Origin of the sequence: Micromonospora sp. NPDC049102 (genome assembly GCF_043197485.1) — a bacterium.
Classification (GTDB): domain Bacteria; phylum Actinomycetota; class Actinomycetes; order Mycobacteriales; family Micromonosporaceae; genus Micromonospora.
The window spans coordinates 212,970-236,349 of the sequence record NZ_JBICTE010000002.1; the positions used below are offsets into that span (position 1 = coordinate 212,970).

Below are 23,380 nucleotides of genomic sequence, written 5' to 3' on the forward strand. Positions count from 1 at the left end.
GACACCCCGACATCGGCGATCTCGTGTCGATCAAAGAGCCGTTGACGCGTCAGGAGGTAATTGGCTTCTCCGCCACGAATACGCCGACGCCGTCCAGCGTCTCGGTCAGCCCGGTCGCGCGGAGGATCATCATGGCCTTGCCGACCACGGTGTCCGACACGCCGTATTCCTTGCAGAGCTGTGATCGGCTCGGCAGCTTCGTGCCGGGCGGCCACGCGCCTGATTCGATCTTCGTTCGTAGCTCGTCTGCGAGCACCTGGTACTGCTGCTTGGGCATACACACTCCCCGGATGGCACGCCCATTCGATCACGCGACCACCTACAACCTCAAGCAATCGGAGCAAGGTCGGTGACCTACAACCGCTACCAATTGTAGGTTCGGGACGAACGCTTCCGGATGGCACTGGAGCGCTCACCGAGCCGGGGCGAGCTTCCCCCGTTGTTCGTCCCGGCTCTGCCCTTCCACCGCGCTCCTGACCGCGAGGAGGACCATCACCGACGCCTGAACCGGTGGCACCACCCATGACCGGGCGCTTCGTCATTCACCTGCCGATCTCGGCGCCGGATCTGGCTCGCGCCAAGATGCTGGGCCGGACCGCCGGTCGGTCGCTGGCGTTCCTGGCCCGGATCGACCTCGGCGGGATCACCGTCTCGACCGAGGACAACCAGGGCGTACGGCATTGGGTCTTCTGTGACCGGCGGCTGGACGGTGGCCGGCGGTGCGTGCTCCGCGCCGACCACGAGACGCCCTGCACCGCCCGCCTACCCCGCCGGGCCTGATCGACTCGACGTCACGCAAGTCGGGGTGTCCCGGGGGTCCGGACACCCCGACTTTCGGGAACACGAGCCGATCAAGCCGGAGACACGAGTCGATCAAGCCGAGCGAGTCGATCAGAGGGCGGCGAAGAACTGGCGGATGTCGCCGACCAGGACGTCGGTCGCCTGGTGGGCGGCGTAGTGGCCGCCGACGTCGCCGCGCCCCTCGACGTCCGTCCCGTACGCGGTCCAGCGGACGATGTTCGCGTGATCCCGCTCCGCGAAGCGGCGGATGGACTGGAAGTCGCCGGGGAACATGGCCAGCGCGGTCGGCGCGGTGGTCGGCTCGGACGGCTGCGGACCGGCGTGCGCGTCCTCCCAGTAGAGGCGGAGCGCCGAGGCGGCGGTGCCGGTGAACCAGTAGAGGGCCACGTTGGCCAGGACGAAGTCGGCGTCCAGGCTCTCGTCGAAGAGCTGGGCGTTCCAGGCCAGCAGCCCGACGGGCGAGTCGGCCAGCGCGTACGCCAGGGTCTGCGGTTGTTGGCTGTGTACCTGGTTGAAGGAGAACTTGTTCTCGTAGAACCACTGGAGGTGCCCCAGCGCCGCCTGGTCCGTCTCGGACAGGTCGGCGAACTCGGCCGGGTCGCCGGACGGGAACGAGAAGAGTTGGGTGACGTGCACGCCGAGCACGTGCTTGCGGTCGATCCGGCCCAACTCCGGCGAGATCATCGAGCCGGCGTCGTTGCCGACCGCGCCGTAGGTGTCGTACCCCAGTCGGCTCATCAGCTCGGCCCAGGCGCGGGCCGTGCGGTGCCGGTTCCAGCCGGCGCTGCGCGTGGGGCCGGAGAAGCCGTAGCCGGGCAGCGACGGGATGACCAGGTGGAAGGCCGGCGCGGCCGGGTCGTCCGGCTCGGTGAGTGGGTCGATGACGTCCAGGTATTCGAGCACCGAGCCCGGCCAGCCGTGGGTGAGCACCAGGGCGGTCGCGTCCGGCCGGGACGACCGGACGTGCAGGAAGTGGATCTGCTCGCCGTCGATCTCGGTGACGAACTGCGGGTGGGCGTTGAGCCGGGCCTCGATGGTCCGCCAGTCGAACCCGTCCCGCCAGTGGTCGACGAGCGCGCGGACCCGGTCGGTGCTGATCCCGTACGCGTCGCCGGCGCCGGGCAGGGTGGCGGGCCAGATCGTGCGGCCGAGGCGGGCGGCCAGGTCGTCGAGGGCGGTCTGCGGGATCTCGACGCGGAACGGGCGGATCGCGGTGCTGCTCATCTCGATACTCCTCCGGAACGGAATGTTTCGTTCTGTCATGACGGTAGCAGACCGGAACGATCCGTTCCAGTGCTAGTCTCAGGTCATGTCGACGAAACCCCTGGCTGGTCGCCGGGCACAGGCCGCCCGCAACGACGAGGTGATTCTCGAAGCCGCCCGCGCGGTCTTCCTCGACGACCCGAAGGCGCCGATCGCCGCCGTCGCGGACCGCGCCGGCGTCGGCATCAGCGCGCTCTACCGGCGGTACGCGGGCAAGGAGGCCCTGCTGCGCCAGCTCTGCCACGACGGGCTGCGCCGCTACATCGCCGTCGCCGAGGAGGCGCTCGCGGAGCCGGACGACTGGGCTGCGTTCGCCGGGTTCCTGGCCCGGGTTGTCGACGCGGACGTGCACTCGCTCACCGTGCACCTGGCCGGCACCTTCACGCCGACCGAGGAGATGGGCCGGGACGCGGTACGTGCCGGCGAGCTGGCCGCCACGCTCGTCGAGCGGGCGCACGCCAGCGGGCGGCTGCGACCCGACGTCGTCGTACAGGATCTGGGGTTGGTGTTGGAGGCGTGCGCGGCGGTGCGCGTACCCGATGGGGAGCGGACGCGTGAGCTGCGCCGCCGGCAGCTCGCGGTGCTGGTGGGTGGCCTGTCGACGGTGTCGGAGGCTGACCCGCTGCCCGGCCCGGCCCCGGCGGCCGGGGAGTTCGACTGGCGGTGGCGACGTCGCGAGTGACGGGCGTCACAGGCTAAGGTTGAGTGGAATACGCTCAACTCTGGTGGTGTCCAACCCAATGGACGTCGCCGATCCGGGGGAGCCCATGAACACTGAGAAACTCACCACCAAGACCCGCGAGACCATCACCGGCGCTGTCACCCTGGCCAACCAGCGTGGCCACGCGACAGTCGAGCCCTGGCACCTGCTGCTCTCCCTGCTCGACACCGACGGCTCGACCGCCGCCGGCCTGCTGCGCGCCGTCGGGGCCGACCCCGCCGAGCTGCGCCGGGCCGCCGAGCGCGCGGTCGACGCCCTGCCAGCCGCGCGGGGCTCCAGCATCGCCGAGCCCACGCTGGCCCGCGAATTCGTCAACGCCATCGGGGCCGCCGAGCAGATCGCCCGGCCGCTGGGCGACGAGTACACCTCCACCGAACACCTGCTCGCCGGTCTGGCCCGCGTGGGCGGTGCCGTGTCGGCCGCCCTGAAGTCGGTCGGGGCCACCGAGGAAGCCCTGGTCGCCGCCTTCCCGACCGTCCGGGGCGGAGACCGGCGGGTCACCACCGCCGACCCGGAGCAGACCTACCAGGCGCTCACGAAGTATGGCGTCGACCTGACCGCCAGCGCCCGGGACGGCAAGATCGACCCGGTCATCGGCCGGGACTCCGAGATCCGCCGCGTCATCCAGGTGCTCTCGCGGCGTACGAAGAACAACCCCGTGCTGATCGGTGAGCCCGGCGTCGGCAAGACCGCCATCGTGGAGGGCCTGGCCCAGCGGATCGTGGCCGGTGACGTGCCCGAGTCACTGCGCGACAAGAAGCTGGTCTCGCTGGACCTCGGCGCGATGGTCGCCGGCGCGCAGTACCGGGGCCAGTTCGAGGAGCGGCTGAAGTCCGTCCTGGAGGAGATCAAGAACTCCAACGGCCAGGTCATCACGTTCCTCGACGAGCTGCACACCGTCGTCGGCGCCGGCAAGGGCGAGGGCTCGATGGACGCCGGCAACATGCTCAAGCCGATGCTCGCCCGCGGTGAGCTGCGGATGGTCGGCGCGACCACGCTGGACGAGTACCGCGAGCACATCGAGAAGGACCCGGCGTTGGAGCGGCGCTTCCAGCCGGTGCTGGTCGGCGAGCCGACCATCGAGGACACGATCGGCATCCTGCGCGGGCTCAAGGAGCGCTACGAGGTGCACCACGGCGTCCGGATCACCGACGCCGCGCTGGTCGCCGCCGCCACGCTCTCCGACCGGTACATCACCGACCGGTTCCTGCCGGACAAGGCGATCGACCTGGTCGACGAGTCTGCGTCCCGGCTCCGGATGGAGATCGACTCCCGGCCGGTCGAGGTGGACGAGATCGAGCGGGCGGTACGCCGGCTGGAGATCGAGGAGATGGCGCTGGCCAAGGAGCCCGATGCCGCCTCCGCCGAGCGCCTGGCGCGGTTGCGCCAGGAGTTGGCCGACAAGCGCGAGCAGCTCACCGTGCTCTCCGAACGTTGGCAGACGGAGAAGAGCCACATCACCAAGCTCTCCACTGCCAAGGAGGAGTTGGAGCGCCTGGGCGGCGAGGCCGAGCGGGCCGAGCGCGACGGCGAGCTGGAGCGCGCCGCCGAGCTGCGGTACGGCCGCATCCCCGCCCTCAAGGTCGAGCTGACGCAGGCCGAGGAGGAGTTGGCGCAGCTCCAGGCCGACGGCGCGATGCTCAAGGAGGAGGTCGGCTCGGACGACATCGCCGCGGTCGTCGCCTCCTGGACCGGCATTCCGGCGGGCCGCCTGCTGGAGGGCGAGACGGCGAAGCTGCTGCGGATGGAGGAGTCGCTCGGCGGCCGGGTGGTCGGCCAGGCCGAGGCCGTGAGCGCGGTTTCCGACGCGGTACGCCGGGCTCGGGCCGGTGTCGCCGACCCGGACCGCCCGACGGGCAGCTTCCTCTTCCTCGGCCCGACCGGTGTCGGCAAGACGGAGCTGGCCAAGGCGCTCGCCGAGTTCCTCTTCGACGACGAGCGGGCGATGGTCCGCATCGACATGAGCGAGTACGGGGAGAAGCATTCCGTCGCCCGTCTCGTCGGTGCCCCGCCCGGCTACGTCGGTTACGAGGAGGGCGGCCAGCTCACCGAGGCCGTACGCCGCCGGCCGTACTCGGTGATCCTGCTGGACGAGGTGGAGAAGGCGCACCCGGACGTCTTCGACGTGCTGCTCCAGGTGCTCGACGACGGTCGGCTCACCGATGGTCAGGGCCGCACGGTGGATTTCCGCAACGCCATCCTGATCCTCACCTCCAACCTCGGATCGTCGGTGATCAGTGACCTGACGTTCTCCGAGGAGCAGCGCCGGGAGGGTGTCCTCGCCGTCGTCCGGTCGCACTTCAAGCCCGAGTTCCTCAACCGGCTCGACGACATCGTGGTGTTCGCCGCGCTGCGCGGGGACGACCTGCGGTCCATCGCGGACATCCAGCTCGACCGGATGCGACGTCGTCTCGCGGATCGTCGGCTCGGCCTGGACATCACCGAGTCCGCCCGTGGGTGGCTGGCCGAGCACGGCTACGACCCGATCTACGGTGCCCGCCCGCTGCGCCGCCTGGTCCAGACGGCCATCGGCGACCAGCTGGCGAAGGCGCTGCTGTCCGGAACGATCCGGGACGGCAACACGGTCAAGGTCGACCTCGACCCCGCCGGAAACGCCCTGACGGTGACGGCCGCCTGACGTTGACGATCAAGAGGTTCGCGTCATCGGGACGTCTTCTGATGACGCAAACCTCTTGATCAACAGGGTGAGAGGCGTGCCGACGGGGAAAGGATGGGGACATGTTTGGGATGTCCAGGTGGGAGCGGGACCTTCGTGCCGCGGCGGACGAGTTGATGGCCGCCGACACGCTGGCCCTCGGTGGCGTGGGATTCGCCGGTGAGGTGCTGCCGGTGACCGAGGCGTACCGCCGCGTCGAGACCGCACTCGACGACCACCCCGAGGAGGTACGCCGGCAACTCGATCGCCTGCTCGCCGAGGGCTCGCCCGCCGGCCGGGCGTACGCGGCGACGCTGCTGGAACGGGCCGACCCGACGGCCGCCCAGGCGGCCTGGGCGTCGCTGCGCGACGATCCCACCGAGTTCACCACCTTCGTCGGCTGCGTCATGGGCCGCTCCACCCTCGGCGACTACGCCACCCAGCGACTCGCGGCGGCCTGACGATCCCGCCTCCTGGACACTGGCAACTGTCGATGGCCGCACCCGGCCATCCGCCGGCTGCCGTCGGTAGCTGAGCTTTCGGTCACGACGCGACTCATTTCGGTGCGCCAGGTTGTTACCGTCTGCGCCGACGTACCTGGGGAGGTGGTCGGGTGGACGGGTCGCTGGCGTTCCTGGTGGGGGCCGTCGTCGTACTCATGGCGGTCGTGCTCGTGGTCGTCGTGCGCGCCCGGCGGCGGGCTGCGGCCCGGCCCACCGACCTGCCGCCGACCCGCCAGCTGGCACCGGGTCATCGCGTCCGGATCCACCAATCTGAGTACGTCGTGAGCGGCACCATCCGTCTGGTCGAGGGGGACTGGACCTGGGTGCAGCATCTCCTCGACGACGCCTCCGGCACACCGCACCGGCTCTCCGTGGAGGGCGACGGTGGCCCCGAGTTGGAGGTGGTGCTCTGGACCGCCGAGTCCGGAGCGACCGTCACCCCCGGCGCGCCGACAATCGACCTCGGCGGCCTGCGGTTCACCTGGGCCGAGACCGGCCAGGCGCGCTACACCGCCATCGGCGAGACCGGCCTGCCGGCCGAGGGCACGATGCGCTACCACGACTACCAGTCGGGTGGGAACGCCCGGCTCTCCTTCGAGGCGTACGGCGAGGAGGGTTGGCGGGTCGCGCGCGGTGACCTGGTCGACCCGGCCGACCTGGCGATCCGACCCGCCGACGACGCTCGCTGAACGACCCGACGGGCGCGCCGCTTTCGTCACGGCATGCCGGAGTGGCCGGTTGCCGATACGGTGTGGGCCCGCTCTAGGAAAGGAGAATCGTGGTCGACTCCCCGAGCACGCCGGCCCGCCAACGGCCCTCCACCGTGACGATTTCCAGCTACCTGCTCTACCTGTTCCTGGCGTGCCAGGTGATCAGTCTCATCATCACCCTCTCCACCATCGGCAAGACGCGAGACGTGCTGCGCGACGCGTACGCGAGCAGCGCCGCCGAGGGGGCCGATCAGGTCGCGGACTTCTTCTTCGCCTTCGGCCTCGGCAGCGCGATCCTCGTCCTCCTGCTGGCGGTCGTGCTGGGCGTACTGGCCATGTTCAACAACCAGGGCCGTAACGGCGCCCGGATCACCACCTGGATCGTCGGCGGCATCATGGTCTGCTGCACGGGTGGCACCCTGCTCAGCGGTGCGGCCGGCGGCTTCACCACCGGTGGTAACAGCGGCAGCGACATGCCGAGCGCCGACGAGGTCCAGCGACGCCTCGACGAGGCGCTGCCCGGCTGGATCACCCCGGTCAGCCTCCTGCTCGGCGTGATCAGCCTGCTGGCGCTGCTGGCTGCACTGATCCTGCTGGCCCTGCCCAAGTCGAACGAGTTCTTCCGCAAGCCCGCCGCGGCCTGGGAGCCGCCGACCCCGGGCGCCAGCTACCCGGCGTACCCGCAGGCCTCCGGCCAGCCCGGCTACCCGCCGGCTCCCGGCCAGCCGTCGGGCGGGGAGCCGGCCTACCCGTCGACCCCCGACCAGACGTCCGCGCCGGAGCCGCCGACCACGCCGCCGGCGAACCCGTCCAACCCGGACCGGCCGGACGACACGCCGCCGGCGGACCGCCCCGGCACGACCCCGCCGTCGACGAGTTGACCCACCGATAGGCACGACGCCGACGATCCCTCCGAGTAGGTTGCAACCCGACGCCTACCGGAGGGATTCGTCGTGTCGTACGCCGAATCGGCACCGCCCCGCCGGCCCGCCGTGGTCCTGCTCGCCACGGCCGTGCTGCTGCTGATGGCGGTCGGCGCGCTCGCGTACACCGTCGTCGACCTGACGGTGCTGGGTCGGACGGTGGACGCGTTCCGCGCCGCCGCCCGGGACACCTCGGCCAGCCCGCAGCAGATCGACGACATCGTGACCCTGCTGCGCGCGTCGGCGGCGCTGACCGCGGTGGTGGCCGCGCTGTCCGCACCCGTGCTCGCCGGGCTGGCCCTCGGACTGTTGACGGGCAGACGCGGCGCGCGAATGGCCACCTGGGTGATCTGCGGGCTCGGCCTGCTCGCGGGCTGTTGCAGTGTGGCGGTGCTCGTCGGCGAACGTGCCGCGCCGCTCCGGCTGGGGGCGGACGAGCGGGCCACCGCCGAGCTGCTGGGCCTGATCTCGGACGCGTACCCGTCCTGGTGGATACCGCTGAATGCCGGACTTTCGGTCGGGCAGGCCCTCGGTTACCTTGTGGTAGCCACGCTGCTGGCCCTGCCGGCGGCGAACGCCTGGTTCGGACGACACCGTCGCACGACACCCACCGCGCCGTCCGTCCCACCCGCGTTTCCGCAGGCGCCGGCCGCGCCCCCGTACCCACCCAGGTGAGGACCGCCCGTGACGCTCGAATCCACGACCCTCGAGCGGCGGGCCCTGGTCACCGGTGCGACCTCCGGTATCGGCGCGGCGTTCGCCCGGCGGCTGGCGGCCGACGGATGGCACCTGGTGCTCGTCGCCCGGGACGCGGATCGACTGGCCGGGATTGCCGAGGAGCTGCGCACCCGACACAGCCACGACGTCGAGACGCTGTCAGCGGATCTGTCGACCGATGACGGCTGCGCCACCGTCGAGCAGCGGCTGGCGTCCGACAGTCCCATTCACCTTCTGGTCAACAACGCCGGCATCAGCCTGAGCAAGCCGTTCCTGCGCTCCACTGCGGAGGACGAGGCGCGGTTGCTGCGACTCAACGTGCACGCCGTCATGCGATTGACCCTGGCCGCGCTGCGCCCGATGACCGAACGCCGCGATGGGGCAGTGATTAATGTCTCTTCGGTTGCCGGGTTCGGCGCGGTGATGCCTGGCTCGACCTACTCGGCCAGCAAGGCGTGGGTCACCAATTTCAGTGAGTCCGTGGGGCAGTCGGCGCGTCCTTTCGGCGTCCGGGTGATGGCCCTGTGCCCCGGTTACACGCGCACCGAATTCCACGAACGGGCCGGCATCAACATGTCCAAGACGCCCGAGTGGATGTGGCTGCAAGCCGAGGACGTCGTCGACGAAGCCCTGCGTGACCTGCGTAAAGGCAAGTTGGTAAGCGTTCCGGCGTGGAAGTACAAGGTGGCCGTCGCCGGCCTGCGGCACGCACCCCGCCGGCTCCTCGAGGTCGTCTCCCGCGACACCCGTGGCCGGATCGGTCGCGAGGAGCGCTGAGCCGACGGCGCCTCGCCGCGCCGTGGAGGCCGCCGTCGGACGCTGGCGCACCGCTCTCGTGCCGGTAGCGGAGCGTAGTCGAACATCGCCAGTCATCGGTGTCTCGCCGGGCCGATCGGGTAGGGCCGTCCACACGACGTTCAGAGTTGCGCAGTAACCTCTATCGCCATGGGGGACCACGACGACCTGCGTAAATTCATTACCGACCTGGCTGTGGTCCACGGCCGGGTGGTGCTCTCATCGGGGCGCGAGGCAGACTGGTACGTCGATTTGCGACGTGTCACGCTCCATCACCGTGCCGCTCCGTTGGTCGGTCGGGCGCTGCTCGACCTCACCGCCGACTGGGAGTACGAGGCCGTCGGTGGCCTCACCCTGGGCGCGGACCCTGTCGCGCTCTCGATGCTGCACGCCGCCGCTCCGACCGGCCGTGCCCTGGACGCCTTCGTGGTGCGCAAGGCGGGCAAGGCCCACGGTCTACAGCGACGGATCGAGGGACCGGAGGTGGCCGGCCGCCGGGTGTTGGCGGTCGAAGATACGTCCACAACGGGCGGAAGTGTGTTGACCGCTGTCGAGGCACTGCGCGAGGCCGGAGCCGAAGTCGTGGGCGTGGCGGTTATTGTTGATCGAGGCGCCGGCGACGCGGTGCGAGCCGCCGGATTGCCGTACAGGGCGGCCTATACGTTGGCTGACCTCGGCCTTGTGGCGTAAAAGTTTACCGATTCGGATCTGCTGATATGCAGGCGGATCGATGCTGCTGGTGGAAGGATGGAATACGTGGGAACTGCGTTGGCCGAAATGACAATGCCTCAGATCTCGCCGCTTGCCGGTGAGCCGATCGAACGTGCCGATGCCGAGCGTCTCGCGGGGGTCCTCAAGGCCCTCGCCGATCCTGCTCGGTTGCGGCTGCTCAGCCTGATCCAGTCGGCCCCCGAGGGCGAGGCGTGCGTCTGTGACCTGACCGCGCCGCTCGGCCTCTCTCAGCCGACGGTCAGTCACCACCTGCGTATCCTCACCGAGGCCGGCTTGCTGGAGCGGGAGAAGCGCGGTGTCTGGGCGTACTACCGGCTGGTCCCGAGTGCGATCGCGACGATCGCCGACCTGCTGACCCCGCCGCGTAAGCGAGCCACCAAGAAGGCTCGCTGACGCAGGCTGCGCACCGTCTCGTTCCGAGGCGGTGTCCGGTGGCGAACCAGGGGTGGCGCCACCGGTAGCTGACACCTGCTCGTCCTCGGCCGCACCGCCGGAGGTCGGGTCCGACATGCCGACGGCCGACCCCCTCACCAGGGGGCCGGCCGTCGTCGTACCTCGGATCAGTGCTCCTGGCCGTGGCCCCGACGGTCGTGCGGGTGCTCGTCGTGGTCGAACTTCTCGCGTACCGCGTCGACCGCACCCGCCGCGCTGGCCGCCGCGACGACAGCGACCGCCTCGCCGCGCTTGCGGGCCCGCCGGTCGCGGAGGAACTCGAAGAAGATCGGCAACACCGAGATCGCGATGATCAGGGCGACCACCGGCAGGATGTAGCGGTCGATCTTGTCGCCGATGGCCTGGTAGATCCGATCGGCCAGCAGGTAGCCGATCAGCAGGATGCCGTCCACCCAGAGCACGGCGCCGACGATGTTCCACAGCAGGAACTGTCGGGCCGGCATGCCCAGCGCCCCGGCAACCGGGTTGAGGAACGTCCGCACGATCGGGATGAAGCGCGCCAGCACGACGGCCTTGGCCGGGCCGAACTTCTGGAAGTAGTACTCGGCCTTCTCCACGTACTCCTTCTTGAAGAGCCGCGAATTGGGCCGCTCGAACATCCGCCGGCCGTACCGTGCGCCGAGCCAGTGCCCCAGCTGCGCACCGATGATCGCGCAGATGGGCCCCCCGATCAGCAGGCCGGCCAGTGAGAGCCGGGTGCCGTCGCCGAAGATGGCGTCCGCCACCGGCGAGGCTGCCACACCGGCGAGGAACAGCAGGGAGTCACCGGGGAAGAAGAAGCCCACCAGCAGGCCGGTCTCGGCGAAGAGGATCACCCACACGCCGACCAGCCCGAAGGTCTGCAACAGCTCCTTGGGATCGAGCGGGTTCAGGGCGACGCTCTCCGTGAGAGCGCGGGTCTTCTCAGCTGTGTCCACGGCCACAAAGGGTACCGAAGCCCGGTGCCCGTGCCGCGCCGGACCGGTGCTTACCACCCGCTGGCCGTATACGACGGTGCCCCGCCGGCCAGCGTGGTCGGCGGGGCACCCGTACTGCTGGGATGGATCAGGCGACGAAGCGGGTCCGGCGGCGCTTGGCCACCAGGTAGCCGCCGACGCCCGCGGCGAGCAGCAGCGCGCCGAGGCCGGCGACCAGGCCGGTCGACTGACCGGTGATCGGCAGGGTGCCGCCGTCACCGCCGCCCTGACCACCAGCATTCACGAGGATCTTCGCGGTGTCGTTGGCGGGCTTCAGGTCCGCGTGGAAGCCGCCCTCGCACTCGCAGGGCACGTTGACCTTCACCGTGCCGGTGGCGTTGGCGATGACCTGGTCGATTCGGAACGTGAACTCGCCGGTCAACTCCTCGCCAGCCGGCGCGAAGGGGCCCGGGTAGCAGCGGTAGGCAGCGGCGCCCGGGGTGCCCGCCTCGTCCCACTCGGCGTCGTTACCGGTACTCGGAGCACACTCGAAGGGAACCTCGACTGCCGTGGTGCCCTTCGGGACCGTCACGTCGACGAAGGTCACGTCGGAGCCGCTGTGGAGGTGGTCCAGCGTCGCCGGGCCGTTGTTCTTGAAGCCCAGCGGGACGGTCAGGACGGCACCCTTCTTACCTGCGAGCGTGGCGCCGATGGCCGCCAGGTCAGCCCCGTTCTTTCCGGTGACCTGAACGTCCAGCGTGCTCCAGTTGTTGTCGGGGTTGGTGTCGGTCTGCACGGCGCGCCTCTGCTTGGACGGGACCGCCGTCAGAGCCAGCGTCTTTCCGGTGCCACGCTTGGCCTTCTCGGCACCGGCCTCCTCGCGAACGCCGATGAGATCCTCGAAGTCGGCCGGAGTCATGAACCGGGTGTAACCTTCCTCGCTCCCCGGCGCATAGGTGTCCGTTGCCAACTCGTAGTTGAGGGTCGCCGTTACGGCGCCGCCAGCCGGGATCTTCTGGTCGAACTCGCAGGCGAGCAGGAAGTCCTCGACGTAGAGGCAGTTGTCGAACCGCTCCTTGGTCCGGATGCCGTAGTCGTTGTCGATCAGGGCCACGACGCCGTCGACCTCGGTCGTGCCGGCGTTCAGCACCGTCAGCGGGGCCTGGAACTTCCCGCCCGGCGCCGCCGAGGCCTTGCTGTCCGGCCCGCCCTGCAGGTCGACGCCCTCGCCGATCCGGATACGGGAGGTGTAGTCCGCGACGGCCTTGTTGGCGGCCTTGATGCTGATCTTCAGCGTGCCGCTGTCGCCGTTGGCGGCCTTCTCGGTCGGCGCGATGACGACCGAGCCTGGGAAGCCGCCATACATCTCGTCGACGGCGACGGGGAAGGACTCACGGCAGAGCAGCACGTCCTCCCCGTCCGCCGCGCAGTCGTCCGCGCGCTCGCCGGTCAGGGTTACCTTGCCGGCGAGGCTGCGGTAGTCGTAGCGGACCGTGACCTCGTTCAGCACGGTGGATTCGCTGCTGTACAGCGACGGCGCCCGCACGACGCCAGGCGTGTCCACGGCGACGGTGACGTCCTCGAAGTACATGTCGAACTCGGGTGCCGGAGCGGCGAAGGCCGGGCTGGCGGAGGCGGCGACGAACGCGCCTACGACGCCCAGTCCGGCGAGCCAGCGCCGGGTGGAGTGCGTGAGCATGAGGGGGATTCCTCCAGTAGGGGGATTCAGGTGCAGCCCGTGGATCTTAAGGAACCGCTAAGGTTCACCGCCGTCCCTGATCACCGCCTGGTGACCAGGACGAACCGAAAGGCTGATCACCGCCACCGCAATGTTCGGCGCGTCCGCTCCCGTCATCTGAGGCAGGACCCCGGGAGGTGCAGTGACGTACGAGGAGTTCGCGGACGCGCGACTTGCCCCGCTGCTGCGGTACGCGGTGATGCTCACCGGTGATCCACACCAGGCGCAGGATCTGGTGCAGGAGACGATGGTCCGGGTCCAGCTGAACTGGCGGCGGGTCGCCCGCGCGGACTCGCCCGAGCGGTACGTCCGCCGGATGCTCACCAACCAGTACGTCGACTGGAAACGGGGCTCGTGGATGCGCCGGGTGCTGCTGCGCGGGGAACCCGACGAGTCCCTGCCCGCACCGGTCGACCACGCCCAGTCCGCCGTGGACCGGGACCAGATCTGGACCTGGCTGTCCCGGTTGCCGCGTCGGCAGCGCGCCACCCTCGTGCTGCGCTACTACGAGGACCTGCCCGACGCCGAGATCGCCGACATTCTCGGCTGTGCCGTCGGGACCGTCCGTTCGTCCATCTCCCGGGCCCTCGCCACGCTCCGGGCCGAGTACGTGGAGGTTCGCTCATGATCGAGGATGACCTGCGGGCCGCCTTCGCCCGGCACGAGCCGCTGACCCCGCCGACCGGTCCGCTGCGCGCCGCGATCGACCGACTGACCATCCGACGTCGCCGCCGCCGCCGACGCTGGCAGGCCGGCGGCACCGCGCTGGCCCTGCTCGGGGTGCTGGGGCTCGGGGTGCCGCTGCTGACCCCGGAGCGCGGAGGGCCGCCGCCGGACGCCGAACTGCTCGGTGAGTCCGCCCGGCCGGTACCGCCCGGTGCCCTGAACATCCTGCTGCTCGGCCTCGACGGCGACGGGCCGGCGGCGACGCGGGCCGACGCGGTGCTGTTGGTACACATCCCGGCCGACCGCAGTCGCCCCTACCTGGTGTCACTGCCCCGTGACCTGGGGGTGTCGGTCCCGGGCCACGGCACCGACAAACTGAACTCCGCGTTCCCGGCCGGCGTCGGGTCGTCCCGGCCGGAGATGACCAAGGGGTACGACCTGACCCGGCGTACGGTGGCCGAACTGACCGGGATCCAGGTGGATGCCGGCGTGGTGCTGACGTACCGCGCCCTGAGCACGCTTACCGATGCCGTGGGAGGTGTGCCGGTCTGCCTGCCCGACCAGGTGCGTTCCGTCCACACCAGGCGGGTCTTCCCGGCCGGCTGTCACCGTCTCGACGGTGCCGCGTCGGTCGACCTGCTCCGCCAACGCTACGGTCTGCCCGAGGGCAGTCAGGACCGCGACCGGAACGCTCGGCTCTTCGCCGCCGGTCTCGTCCGCCAGGCCACCGACCGGGGCGTACTCACCGATCCGGTACGCCTCGCGAAACTGCTGACCGTCGTCGGCCCGGACCTCGTGGTGTCACCCGATCGGGCGGCCGTGCTGAACCTGCTGCGGCTCGTTCCCACGCTGCGAACGGTCGAGCCGGTCGGGCTCGGTCTGCCGGTCGTCGGGCCGACGGCGAGGGACCGTCACCTGCGCGTCGACCCGACGTTCGCCCCGGAGTTCCTGCGAGCGCTCCGGGAGGATCGACTCGGCGAGTGGGCGGACCGTCACCCGGCGTTGGTCGACGTCGCTCGGTGAGCTGTCAGCGGTAGTCGTACTCGTCCCCGGTGACCACCCGGGCCTGCTCCATGGCGTCCCAGTCGTCGACCTCCATGCCGCGCTGCGGCTCGACGTCGGCGTGGACCGGGTCGACCGTCATGGCCTGTTCGACCGCGTCGGCCGGCTCCACCTCCGGATCGCGTTCGTCCGCGGCGAGGTGGTCGCCGGGGGTGAAGTCCTCATCGGGCTGACCCATGGTCCCTCCCGGGGTCTCGGGGCACGGCTCCCACCACCGTACGGGCTGCGCCGGCTTCCCGCCGGCAAGCCGAGTCGGCCGAATCACCTCGGGACGGTGCGCGCCGGTGCCAGGATGGTGCCGTGGGCTTCCTCATCCGACTGGCGATCACCGCTGTCGCGTTGTGGGTGACCACGCTGATCGTGCCCGGCGTCGACGTGCACGGCCGTTCGGGTGGCAACACCGTGCTCACGCTGATCGTGGTGGCGCTCATCTTCGGCGTGATCAACGCGGTGCTCAAGCCGATCATCCGGGTGGTCGGCTGTGTGTTCTACCTGCTGACGCTCGGCCTGTTCGCCCTGGTGGTCAACGCGCTGCTCTTCCTGCTCACCGACCGGATCGCCCGCGGACTCGACCTGCCGTTCCAGGTGGACGGTTTCTGGGCGGCGTTCTGGGGAGCGATCGTGATGACCGTGGTCACCTGGCTGATCAGCGTCATCGTGCCGGACCGTCTGGACACCCGGTGAGCGGCTGACACCCCCTCGGTTGGTCCTGCGCACCTCACCTGCGGGATACTGCCGGGCGGAGGACAGCGCGGTCCGGCGCACAGACGAACAACAGCGGCCAGCACGGCCGAGAGTGGTAAGTAAGGAGCACATCACATGCCCATCGCTTCCCCCGAGGCCTACGCGGAGATGCTGGACCGCGCCAAGGCTGGCCGGTACGCGTACCCCGCGATCAACGTGACCTCCTCCCAGACGCTGAACGCGGCGCTCAAGGGCTTCGCCGACGCGGAGAGCGACGGCATCATCCAGGTCTCCACCGGTGGTGCCGAGTACCTGTCCGGTCCGTCGATCAAGGACATGGTCACCGGCGCGGTGGCGTTCGCCGCATACGCGCACGAGGTGGCCAAGAAGTACTCGGTCAACGTCGCCCTGCACACGGACCACTGCCCGAAGGACAAGCTGGACAAGTTCGTGCGTCCGCTGATGGCCATCTCGCAGGAGCGCGTGAAGCGCGGCGAGGAGCCGCTCTACCAGTCGCACATGTGGGACGGCTCGGCCGTGCCGGTCGCCGAGAACCTGCAGATCGCCTCCCAGCTCCTCGACGAGGCCGCCAAGGCCAAGATCGTCCTGGAGATCGAGGTCGGCGTCGTCGGTGGCGAGGAGGACGGCGTCGAGAACGCCATCAACGACAAGCTCTACACCACCACCGATGACGGTCTGGCCATGGTCGAGGCGCTCGGCCTCGGCGAGAAGGGCCGCTACATGGCGGCGCTGACCTTCGGCAACGTGCACGGCGTCTACAAGCCGGGCAACGTCAAGCTCCGCCCGGAGATCCTCAACCAGATCCAGGAGGCGGTCGGCGCGAAGTACGGCAAGGACAAGCCGCTGAGCCTGGTCTTCCACGGTGGCTCGGGCTCCCTGCTGAGCGAGATCCGTGAGGCTCTCGACTACGGCGTGGTGAAGATGAACATCGACACCGACACCCAGTACGCCTTCACCCGGCCCGTCGCCGACCACATGCTGCGCAACTACGACGGCGTGCTGAAGATCGACGGCGAGGTCGGCAACAAGAAGCAGTACGACCCGCGCGCCTGGGGCAAGGCCGCCGAGGCCGGCCTGGCAGCCCGTGTCGTGCAGGCCTGCGAGGACCTGCGCTCCACCGGCACCACGATGACCAAGTAACGACGTACGCAGCGACGGCCGGCCTCCCGCGTGGGGGCCGGCCGTCGTCGTTCAGGTCGTCAACAGGTGGACGGCCTCGTAGACGTCGTCGGTGAGGTGGATCGTCGACGACAGGTCACCGAACGGCGAGGCGGCCAGCAGCGGGCGCAACAGTGCCTCCACCGGAAGCTCCCGCGTCCAGTAGTCACGGTCCAGGAAGATGTACGCGCCGCTGGCCCCGTCGGTGCCGTAGTAGGTCTTGGTGGCCGCCTGGAACACCTCCTGCACTGTGCCCGCCCGCCCCGGCGCGAACACGATGCCCCCCCGGGCGAGGCGCAGGATGGTGTCCTCCCGGATCGCGTTCGAGAAGTACTTCGCGATCCGTCCCGCGAACAGGTTCGCCGGCTCGTGCCCGTACAACCAGGTCGGGATGGCCAGTCCGCCGCTGCGCGCCCAGCCAGGATCGTCGCCCCGCTGGCGGGGCACGCCCGCGTACCGCTGTCGGACCGTCAACGCGACCCCCGTGTACCGGTGGTGGTCGGTGAAGTCGGGCGCGGTGGCCAGCAGGTCGATCGCCGCCGTCAGGTCCGCCGCCGGGCGGTCTGCCAGGTACGCGCCGAGGTTCGCGGCCTCCATCACCCCCGGACCACCGCCGGTGACCACCAGCCGGTCGGCCCGCGCCAGCTCCCGACCCAGCACTGCCGCCATCCGGTACGCGGGACTGCCGCGCCGCACCGCGTGCCCGCCCATGATGCCCACCACCGACTGCGACCCGTGCGCCGCCAGCCAGGCCCGGGTGGCATCGCCCAGCGCGTTGTCCACGCCGTGGTCGTGCAGCCGCTGGCCGAGCGCCTCCTTCACGTCCGGCAGCGCGCCGCCGTGCGCCCGGTAGTGCTCGTACACCCGGGTGTCGTACATCCCGGCGAACCCGCCCTCGACGAACCCGGCGGCGAGGTCGTCCGGGGTGTAGAGGTGCGCCGGCTGGGTCGGATACGGCAGCCCGGAGAACGGCGGCACCACGTTCGCGCCGCGCCGAACCAGATCGGCGCCGACGTCCCGGGAGGCGAACCGGCAGCCGACGAAGAGGGTGCCGGTGACCTCGATGCCGGTCAGGTCGGGCACCGGAGCGAGATCGAGGCGCAGCCCCTGCACGGTCAGCCCGGTCAGGCTGCCGGTCGTCAACTGCCGGTCGAACTCGTCCCGGGTCTGGATCTCGTTCGCGTGCAGGTGGGGTTCGATGACGTCCGTGGGCGGTGGGGTCGGCACCCGGCCATCCTGCCCCTTCGGCGGGGTCGGCCAAACCCCGGGCGGTCCAGGACGCGACAGGAGCCCGGTGGTCGTGGCCACCGGGCTCCTGCGTAACCGGTTCCTGGGGAGGCTCCGGACCATTAGTTGTAGTGGAAAACACCTGGCGGCGGCATAGGCCGCAGGCGTGATGAACTCCTCAGCCGTTCAGCGGAACGCGTCGGCCGACCCGCTCGCGTGTCGCCCTGTCCAGCGGGTTGAATGGGGCGATGCAGAACCTTTTGCCGGAGCCACCGGCCACCCTCCTGCCCGCGAACGACGAGGCCGACGCCGCCCTGGCCGCCGCCCAGGAGGCCGGCACCGACGAGGCGTACGCCGAGGTCGCGGCCCGCTTCCCGACCTACAGCGCGGCCTGGGGCGCGCTCGCGGCCCGGGCGTTCGCGGCCGGCGCGGTGGTGACGGCGTACGCGTACGCGCGCACCGGCTACCACCGTGGCCTGGACCAGCTCCGCCGCAACGGCTGGAAGGGCCACGGGCCCGTGCCGTGGTCGCACGAGCCCAACCGGGGCTTCCTGCGCTGCCTGTACGTGCTCTCCCGGGCTGCCGACGAGATCGGCGAGGCCGACGAGGCGGCCCGCTGCGCCCAGTTCCTGCGCGACTGCGACCCGGCAGCGGCGGACGCGCTCGCCAGCAACTGACCCGCTTCGACGGCCGGCCCGACACCGGGCCGGCCGTCGGCCGGTCAGAGCCCTTCGGCGACCGCTGCGGCGATCTTCAGCCAGGCGTCCCGGGTGGCCGAGGACAGACCGCCGTACCGGATCGGCTCGCCGCTGTCGATGAGCCGCTCGTACGGCGCCAGCAGCACCGCCCTGGTCCGGGCCGCGAAGTGCTCCTGGATGGCCGGCAGGTCGATCTCCTTGCGGGACGGCGGCATCGACACCACGGTGACCGCCTGCCGGACCAGCCGCTGCCGGCCGCTCTGCTCCAGATGGTCGAGCATCCGGGCAGCGGTCTCCGCCGAGTCGTTACGCGCGGACATGGTGACCACGAGTTGGTCGGTGGCATCCATCGACGCCTGCCAGTTCTGCGCCCGGACGTTGTTCCCGGTGTCCACGAAAATCAACTTGTAGAACCGGCTGACCACCTCGCGGATCTCGGCGAACGCGGCAGCGGTCAGCATCTCGCCACCGGTGGCCGACTCGTCCGAGGCGAGCACGTCGAACATGCCCTCGCCCTGCGAGCGAACGTACTGCGACAGGTCGCCGACCCGCCCGTGCGCGCCCTGGAACTGCCCGAGGTCACGCAGCATGTCCCGCACCGTGCGGGAGTGGAAGTCCTGCTGGGCGCGCATCCCGAGGGTGCCCTGGGTCTCGTTGTTGTCCCACGCCAGCACGTAGCCGCCGCGCTTCTGCCCGAACGTCATCGCGAGTAGCAGGATGGCCACCGTCTTACCGGCGCCGCCCTTCGGGTTGACGACTGTCACCTGCCGCAGCCCACCGAAGTTGCGGCGCACCATCTCGATGTCCCGCTTGAGCTCCTGCTCGTGCCGTCCCGGCGAGAGCCGGAGCAGACCCATCTTGTTGACCACCGCGCGTACGCCCATGGTGGCCACCGGGTCGGCGGGCCGTACCTGCCGGCGGCGGGCGAAGTCCTCGGCCGTCGGCGCGGCAGTGGTCTCCGGCGTCCACGTGGCGTCCGGGTAGCCCGTGGCCGGCACGCGCGCCACCGGGTCGGTCTCCTGGTACTGCTGCGGCGGGGCCGGCGACACAGCGGCCGTGCCCTGCTGCCACGGTGGCGGATACCAGCCCGGCGACGGTGGGAACGGCCCGGGCGGCGGGGCCGGCACCGCGTCCTGCTGCGGCGGGGCGACCGGTGCCGGGCCGGCCTGACCAGGGATCGCCGTCGAGTACGTCTGCCCGGTGTAGGCCTGCCCGGCGTACGTCTGCCCCACCGCACCACCATTGTCGACGGCGGGCGTCGGCGGTGGCGGAACAGGCGGGGCGGGAATCGGCGGCGGGATGCTGGCCTGGTCCTCTGCCGACGGGTGCGGGCTGGCCGGCCGCTGCGGTGGATACGCCCAGGGCGATTCGGCCGCCGGCCGCGCAGCCCCGACGGCAGGCACGCTCTCCCCGCCACTCGGCGACGCCGGTTCCGCTCCCGGCCCTGCGGCGGTCGGGTTCGCCGTTCCTGGGCCTGCGGTGCCTGGGCCTGCGGGGGCCGGGCCTGCCGTGCCTGGGGTTGCCGCGCCTGGGTCTGGGGTGGCCGCTCGGTCGGCGGCTGCGACTGCCGCCGGCGGGTGGTCCAGGGAGAAGGGCAGGTCCAGGTCGACGCCGCTCGACACGGCCGACGGCCCGGGGACCGCACCCGGGCCGGGCGCGGCACCTGTTGCCCCGGTGCCTGCTGCCCCGCCCGCATCACCCGACGACGCGGAGGTGCTCGCCGAGGCTGCGGGGGCGGGGTTCGGCGTGGCGCTGTCGGTGGTTGGCGTACCGGTGGTCGACGGCGACGAGTCGTTGCCGGGACCGACGAGTCCGCCAACGGCAGGCGGAAGCGGTGCCGTCGACGGAGCGGGGGCGGTGGGCGACGCCGTCGAAGCGGGTGGAGCGGCCGGCGGGTCGGCCGGCGGCCAGCTCGGCTGCGCCGGTGCCCAGCCCGTGCCCGGTGCGCCCGGTCCGCCTGGGCCGTTGGCTCCCCAACCGCTCGGTGGCGGCACCGCCCCGGTCAGCGACGGGTAATCCGACGGAGACGGCGGGGGCAGGGCCGCAGCGCCCGGCTGCCCGGGGACCGGCGGACGCCCGACCGGCGGCGCGGCGATCGGCGGTGCGGTGACCGGCGGCGAGATGGCCGATGGCGCGGACGGCGACGGGTTGCTCCGCTGTTTGGCGACCGCCGCCCACGGCGGCACCACCTCACCCGCGCCCTGCTCGGTCGGATCGGGTGGCCAGAGTGGTTCGATGTCCCGCTCCGGCACCGGCTGCTGGCCGGGCACCTGCGCCCGGTCGGCGTTCTTGTCCATTACGGTTCCTCCCCAGTCCTCCTGCGAGGATAGGCCCACCGGCCGACCAGTGACGGTCGGCGCAACCGGGGTCAGACCACCCAGACCGCCCAGGCACCCGGCTCGACCCACCACGAGCGCTTGCGGGTCAGCTCACCCTCGACACCATCGTCGAGGTAAGGCACCTTTCCCTCACGGGGCAGCACCGACACCGCCCGTCCGCGGGCCCGCCGCACTTCGAGGCGTACCCGCTTGCGACCCAGGGCCGAGCGGACGACCACCGGGACGGCCACCGCGACCTCGACCTGACCGTCCGTCGGGTCCGGCGCGGCCAGCAACGTCACGTCGTCGAGCGACGCGTGGCCGCCGGCGTTGCCGACCGCGCAGGCCAGAAGCGGTTCCTCACCGTCGGTGAGGATGGTGTCGTCGACCTCCACCCGGGCCCGCCAGTGCAGCGGGCGGCCCGCCTCGTCGGCGGCCCCGAGTAGTGCGCCGTCCAGGGTCACCGAGCCGCCGTCGTTACGCAGCAGGTCCAGCCGCCGGGGCGTGCCGTCCAGCACCGCCGCGGCCACGGCAGCCGGATCCCGGGGCAACCCGAGCTGCGCGGCCAGGTCCCGCTGGGTGCCGCCGCGCGCCGGGTCGAGAGGGAGTACGGCGACCGGGGGCAGGTCGGGCAGGGTCCGGTCGTCACGCAGGTCCACCGGGCGGCGACTCGGCGCTGGCGCGTACCGGCGGACCAGCCGGCGCAGCACGGCGCGCAACTGACCGTCGCTGGCCGTGGCGACGACCAGCCGGGTCTTGCCGTCCGTGTCCGGCCAGGTGAGGCCGTCCGGACGGGGTGGTCCGTCGAGCTGAGCGAGTACGGCGTCGATCTCCGCGTCCGAGCGGGCGGTGACCGTCTGCACACGCGCCCCCCGGGCGGTCAGCGCATCGGCGCAGGCCAGCACCGGCACCCGGGGCCGATCGTTGGCACAACTGTCGGCGTCGCCCGGCGTGCCGCCGGTGTCGGTGCCGGTGCCGGTCGCCGCGTCGGCGCTCGTCGCGGTGCCTGCCGCGTCGGCGCTCGTCGCGGTGCCGGCCGCGTCGGCGCCGGTGTTGGATCCGGTCGCGCCGCCGCAGCAGGCCCCGCCGCTGCCGCAACCGCCGGAAGCGTCCCGCTCCGACGCGAGGGTGAGCAGCACCACGTCGTACACCGAAGGAGCCTCCTGCCTCTCGACGCGACCCCTGCCGGTCGCGCCGTCACTACTTGTTAACCTGACACCCCGGGCTCGCCAACCGGTCGCCACCTGGCACCCGAGCCTTCTGGAGGCGGAAAAGATGCCAGCGATCGTGCTCATCGGCGCTCAGTGGGGCGACGAGGGCAAGGGCAAGGTTACCGACCTGCTGGGTGAGCGGGTCGACTACGTCGTGCGCTACTCCGGCGGCAACAACGCCGGCCACACGGTGATCACCCCGGACGGCCAGAAGTACGCACTGCACCTGATGCCGTCCGGAGCGCTCTCGCCGAACGCGATGATCGTCATCGGCAACGGTGTGGTGGTCGACCCGAAGGTGCTGCTCGCCGAGATCGACGGCCTGGCCGAGCGCGGCGTCGACGTGTCCCGGCTGCGGATCTCCGGTGACGCGCACCTCATCATGCCGCACCACCGGGCGTTGGACCGGGTGATCGAGCGCTACCTCGGTTCGTCCCGGATCGGCACCACCGGCCGGGGCATCGGCCCCGCGTACGGCGACAAGGTCGCCCGGATCGGCATCCGACTCCAGGACCTGCTCGACCCGGGCATCCTGCGCAAGAAGCTGGAACTCGCGCTGCGCGAGAAGAACCAGATCCTGTTCAAGGTCTACAACCGCAAGGCGATCGACCTCGAGGCGACCGTCGAGGAGTACCTGGAGTACGCGGAGCGGCTCAAGCCGTACATCGCGGAGACCCGGGCGATGCTCTGGGACGCGCTGGACCAGGGCGAGACGGTGCTGCTGGAGGGCGCGCAGGCCACCATGCTCGACATGGACCACGGCACGTACCCCTTCGTGACCTCGTCCAACCCGACCGCCGGTGGCGCCTGCGTGGGCGCCGGCATCCCGCCGACCGCGATCAACCAGGTGATCGCGGTGAGCAAGGCGTACACCACCCGGGTGGGTGCCGGGCCGTTCCCCACCGAGCTGTTCGACGCCAACGGCGCGCACCTGCGCAAGATCGGCGCCGAGTACGGCACGACCACCGGCCGGGAGCGCCGCTGCGGGTGGTTCGACGCGGTCGTGGCCCGGTACGCCTGCCGCCTCAACGGCGTCACCGACCTGGTCATCACCAAGCTGGACGTGCTCACCGGGCTGCCGAAGGTGCCGATCTGCGTCGGCTACGAGATCAACGGCAAGCGGGTCGACGACATGCCGATGAGTCAGACGGACTTCCACCACGCCACGCCGGTGTACGAGGAGTTGGACGGGTGGTGGGAGGACATCACCAAGGTCCGCACCCCCGAGGACCTGCCGGAGAACGCCCGCCGCTACATCGCCCGCGTAGAGGAACTCTGCAACACGAGGGTGAGCGTCATCGGCGTAGGCCCAGGCCGAGAAGAAAACGTAGTCCAACACCCCCTCCTCCCCTAACCCCCCCCGGCCCCCCCGGCCCCCCGGCCCCCCGGCCCCCCGGCCCCCCGGCCCCCCGGCCCCCCGGCCCCCC

24 protein-coding genes are annotated in these 23,380 nt (G+C 71.1%); 16 read left to right on the forward strand and 8 right to left on the reverse strand.

What is annotated here, in order from left to right; translation table 11 throughout:
• Window positions 1-49: 49 nt before the first annotated feature.
• Complete coding sequence (locus ACGFH9_RS03570) at window positions 50-277, reverse strand: GntR family transcriptional regulator (RefSeq protein WP_393214705.1); 228 nt, start codon at window positions 275-277, stop codon at window positions 50-52.
• A gap of 245 nt (window positions 278-522) precedes the next feature.
• Between ACGFH9_RS03570 and ACGFH9_RS03575 the strand changes: the two genes are divergently transcribed.
• Window positions 523-780, forward strand: a complete 258-nt coding sequence (locus ACGFH9_RS03575; RefSeq protein ID WP_393214708.1) for a hypothetical protein — start codon at window positions 523-525, stop codon at window positions 778-780.
• Between the two features lie 111 nt (window positions 781-891).
• Here ACGFH9_RS03575 and ACGFH9_RS03580 read toward each other — a convergent pair whose 3' ends face one another.
• Window positions 892-2,025 (reverse strand): epoxide hydrolase family protein, encoded by a 1,134-nt coding sequence (locus tag ACGFH9_RS03580; protein ID WP_393214711.1) that lies wholly within the window; start codon window positions 2,023-2,025, stop codon window positions 892-894.
• An 85-nt stretch (window positions 2,026-2,110) separates the two neighbouring features.
• On the opposite strand from ACGFH9_RS03580, the gene ACGFH9_RS03585 reads away from it, so the two are divergent.
• The 9 genes from ACGFH9_RS03585 (at window position 2,111) to ACGFH9_RS03625 (ending at window position 10,214) form a co-directional block, all read left to right on the forward strand.
• Window positions 2,111-2,746 carry a TetR/AcrR family transcriptional regulator gene (locus ACGFH9_RS03585; protein WP_393214714.1) on the forward strand — a complete coding sequence of 212 codons (636 nt, stop codon included), beginning with the start codon at window positions 2,111-2,113 and terminating at the stop codon, window positions 2,744-2,746.
• An 85-nt stretch (window positions 2,747-2,831) separates the two neighbouring features.
• Complete coding sequence (gene clpB, locus ACGFH9_RS03590; RefSeq protein ID WP_393214717.1) at window positions 2,832-5,423, forward strand: ATP-dependent chaperone ClpB; 2,592 nt, start codon at window positions 2,832-2,834, stop codon at window positions 5,421-5,423.
• 101 nt (window positions 5,424-5,524) lie between these two features.
• Window positions 5,525-5,902, forward strand: coding sequence for a hypothetical protein (locus ACGFH9_RS03595; protein WP_393214719.1), 378 nt, complete (start codon window positions 5,525-5,527; stop codon window positions 5,900-5,902).
• A gap of 152 nt (window positions 5,903-6,054) precedes the next feature.
• Entirely contained in the window at window positions 6,055-6,633 is a 579-nt protein-coding gene (locus ACGFH9_RS03600; RefSeq protein WP_393214722.1) for a DUF4178 domain-containing protein, read from the forward strand.
• A gap of 89 nt (window positions 6,634-6,722) precedes the next feature.
• Window positions 6,723-7,535, forward strand: coding sequence for a hypothetical protein (locus ACGFH9_RS03605; RefSeq protein WP_393214725.1), 813 nt, complete (start codon window positions 6,723-6,725; stop codon window positions 7,533-7,535).
• 72 nt (window positions 7,536-7,607) lie between these two features.
• Window positions 7,608-8,252, forward strand: coding sequence for a hypothetical protein (locus ACGFH9_RS03610; RefSeq protein WP_393214728.1), 645 nt, complete (start codon window positions 7,608-7,610; stop codon window positions 8,250-8,252).
• Between the two features lie 9 nt (window positions 8,253-8,261).
• Complete coding sequence (locus ACGFH9_RS03615; protein WP_393214731.1) at window positions 8,262-9,071, forward strand: SDR family NAD(P)-dependent oxidoreductase; 810 nt, start codon at window positions 8,262-8,264, stop codon at window positions 9,069-9,071.
• A gap of 168 nt (window positions 9,072-9,239) precedes the next feature.
• Window positions 9,240-9,779, forward strand: a complete 540-nt coding sequence (pyrE, locus tag ACGFH9_RS03620; RefSeq protein WP_355245502.1) for an orotate phosphoribosyltransferase — start codon at window positions 9,240-9,242, stop codon at window positions 9,777-9,779.
• Window positions 9,780-9,836: 57 nt separating this feature from the next.
• The gene (locus ACGFH9_RS03625; protein ID WP_007454255.1) at window positions 9,837-10,214 is read left to right on the forward strand and encodes a helix-turn-helix transcriptional regulator; all 378 of its coding nucleotides are present in this window, start codon (window positions 9,837-9,839) and stop codon (window positions 10,212-10,214) included.
• Window positions 10,215-10,381: 167 nt separating this feature from the next.
• On the opposite strand, the gene ACGFH9_RS03630 is transcribed toward ACGFH9_RS03625, so the two are convergent.
• Together ACGFH9_RS03630 and ACGFH9_RS03635 are read right to left on the reverse strand one after the other, a co-directional pair.
• On the reverse strand, window positions 10,382-11,197 hold the full coding sequence (locus ACGFH9_RS03630; RefSeq protein ID WP_393214734.1) for a DedA family protein: 816 nt from the start codon (window positions 11,195-11,197) through the stop codon (window positions 10,382-10,384).
• A gap of 121 nt (window positions 11,198-11,318) precedes the next feature.
• Window positions 11,319-12,869 carry an LPXTG cell wall anchor domain-containing protein gene (locus ACGFH9_RS03635; RefSeq protein WP_393214737.1) on the reverse strand — a complete coding sequence of 517 codons (1,551 nt, stop codon included), beginning with the start codon at window positions 12,867-12,869 and terminating at the stop codon, window positions 11,319-11,321.
• Between the two features lie 181 nt (window positions 12,870-13,050).
• On the opposite strand from ACGFH9_RS03635, the gene ACGFH9_RS03640 reads away from it, so the two are divergent.
• Window positions 13,051-13,536 carry a SigE family RNA polymerase sigma factor gene (locus tag ACGFH9_RS03640; RefSeq protein WP_393214740.1) on the forward strand — a complete coding sequence of 162 codons (486 nt, stop codon included), beginning with the start codon at window positions 13,051-13,053 and terminating at the stop codon, window positions 13,534-13,536.
• Window positions 13,533-14,597: an LCP family protein gene (locus tag ACGFH9_RS03645; protein ID WP_393214743.1), complete on the forward strand. Its 1,065-nt coding sequence runs from the start codon at window positions 13,533-13,535 to the stop codon at window positions 14,595-14,597. Before ACGFH9_RS03640 ends, ACGFH9_RS03645 begins: the two co-directional genes overlap by 4 nt.
• Window positions 14,598-14,601: 4 nt before the next feature.
• Here the strand turns inward: ACGFH9_RS03645 and ACGFH9_RS03650 are convergent, their stop codons facing one another.
• Window positions 14,602-14,814 (reverse strand): hypothetical protein, encoded by a 213-nt coding sequence (locus tag ACGFH9_RS03650; RefSeq protein WP_393214746.1) that lies wholly within the window; start codon window positions 14,812-14,814, stop codon window positions 14,602-14,604.
• A gap of 122 nt (window positions 14,815-14,936) precedes the next feature.
• Here ACGFH9_RS03650 and ACGFH9_RS03655 point away from each other — a divergent pair, with 122 nt between their 5' ends.
• Both ACGFH9_RS03655 and fbaA read left to right on the forward strand, forming a co-directional pair.
• Window positions 14,937-15,320, forward strand: a complete 384-nt coding sequence (locus ACGFH9_RS03655) for a phage holin family protein (RefSeq protein ID WP_354860252.1) — start codon at window positions 14,937-14,939, stop codon at window positions 15,318-15,320.
• Between the two features lie 135 nt (window positions 15,321-15,455).
• A complete protein-coding gene (gene fbaA, locus ACGFH9_RS03660; protein WP_393214749.1) occupies window positions 15,456-16,481 on the forward strand; it encodes a class II fructose-bisphosphate aldolase in 1,026 nt (341 codons plus the stop codon).
• A gap of 51 nt (window positions 16,482-16,532) precedes the next feature.
• Here the strand turns inward: fbaA and ACGFH9_RS03665 are convergent, their stop codons facing one another.
• Window positions 16,533-17,726: an LOG family protein gene (locus tag ACGFH9_RS03665; RefSeq protein WP_393214752.1), complete on the reverse strand. Its 1,194-nt coding sequence runs from the start codon at window positions 17,724-17,726 to the stop codon at window positions 16,533-16,535.
• A gap of 248 nt (window positions 17,727-17,974) precedes the next feature.
• On the opposite strand from ACGFH9_RS03665, the gene ACGFH9_RS03670 reads away from it, so the two are divergent.
• Complete coding sequence (locus ACGFH9_RS03670) at window positions 17,975-18,403, forward strand: DUF3151 domain-containing protein (protein WP_393214755.1); 429 nt, start codon at window positions 17,975-17,977, stop codon at window positions 18,401-18,403.
• Window positions 18,404-18,447: 44 nt separating this feature from the next.
• Here ACGFH9_RS03670 and ACGFH9_RS03675 read toward each other — a convergent pair whose 3' ends face one another.
• Together ACGFH9_RS03675 and ACGFH9_RS03680 are read right to left on the reverse strand one after the other, a co-directional pair.
• Window positions 18,448-20,721: a chromosome partitioning protein gene (locus ACGFH9_RS03675; protein ID WP_393214758.1), complete on the reverse strand. Its 2,274-nt coding sequence runs from the start codon at window positions 20,719-20,721 to the stop codon at window positions 18,448-18,450.
• Window positions 20,722-20,792: 71 nt separating this feature from the next.
• Window positions 20,793-21,893, reverse strand: a complete 1,101-nt coding sequence (locus ACGFH9_RS03680; RefSeq protein ID WP_393214761.1) for a hypothetical protein — start codon at window positions 21,891-21,893, stop codon at window positions 20,793-20,795.
• A gap of 124 nt (window positions 21,894-22,017) precedes the next feature.
• Between ACGFH9_RS03680 and ACGFH9_RS03685 the strand changes: the two genes are divergently transcribed.
• Window positions 22,018-23,307 carry an adenylosuccinate synthase gene (locus ACGFH9_RS03685; RefSeq protein WP_393214764.1) on the forward strand — a complete coding sequence of 430 codons (1,290 nt, stop codon included), beginning with the start codon at window positions 22,018-22,020 and terminating at the stop codon, window positions 23,305-23,307.
• Window positions 23,308-23,380 lie beyond the last annotated feature (73 nt).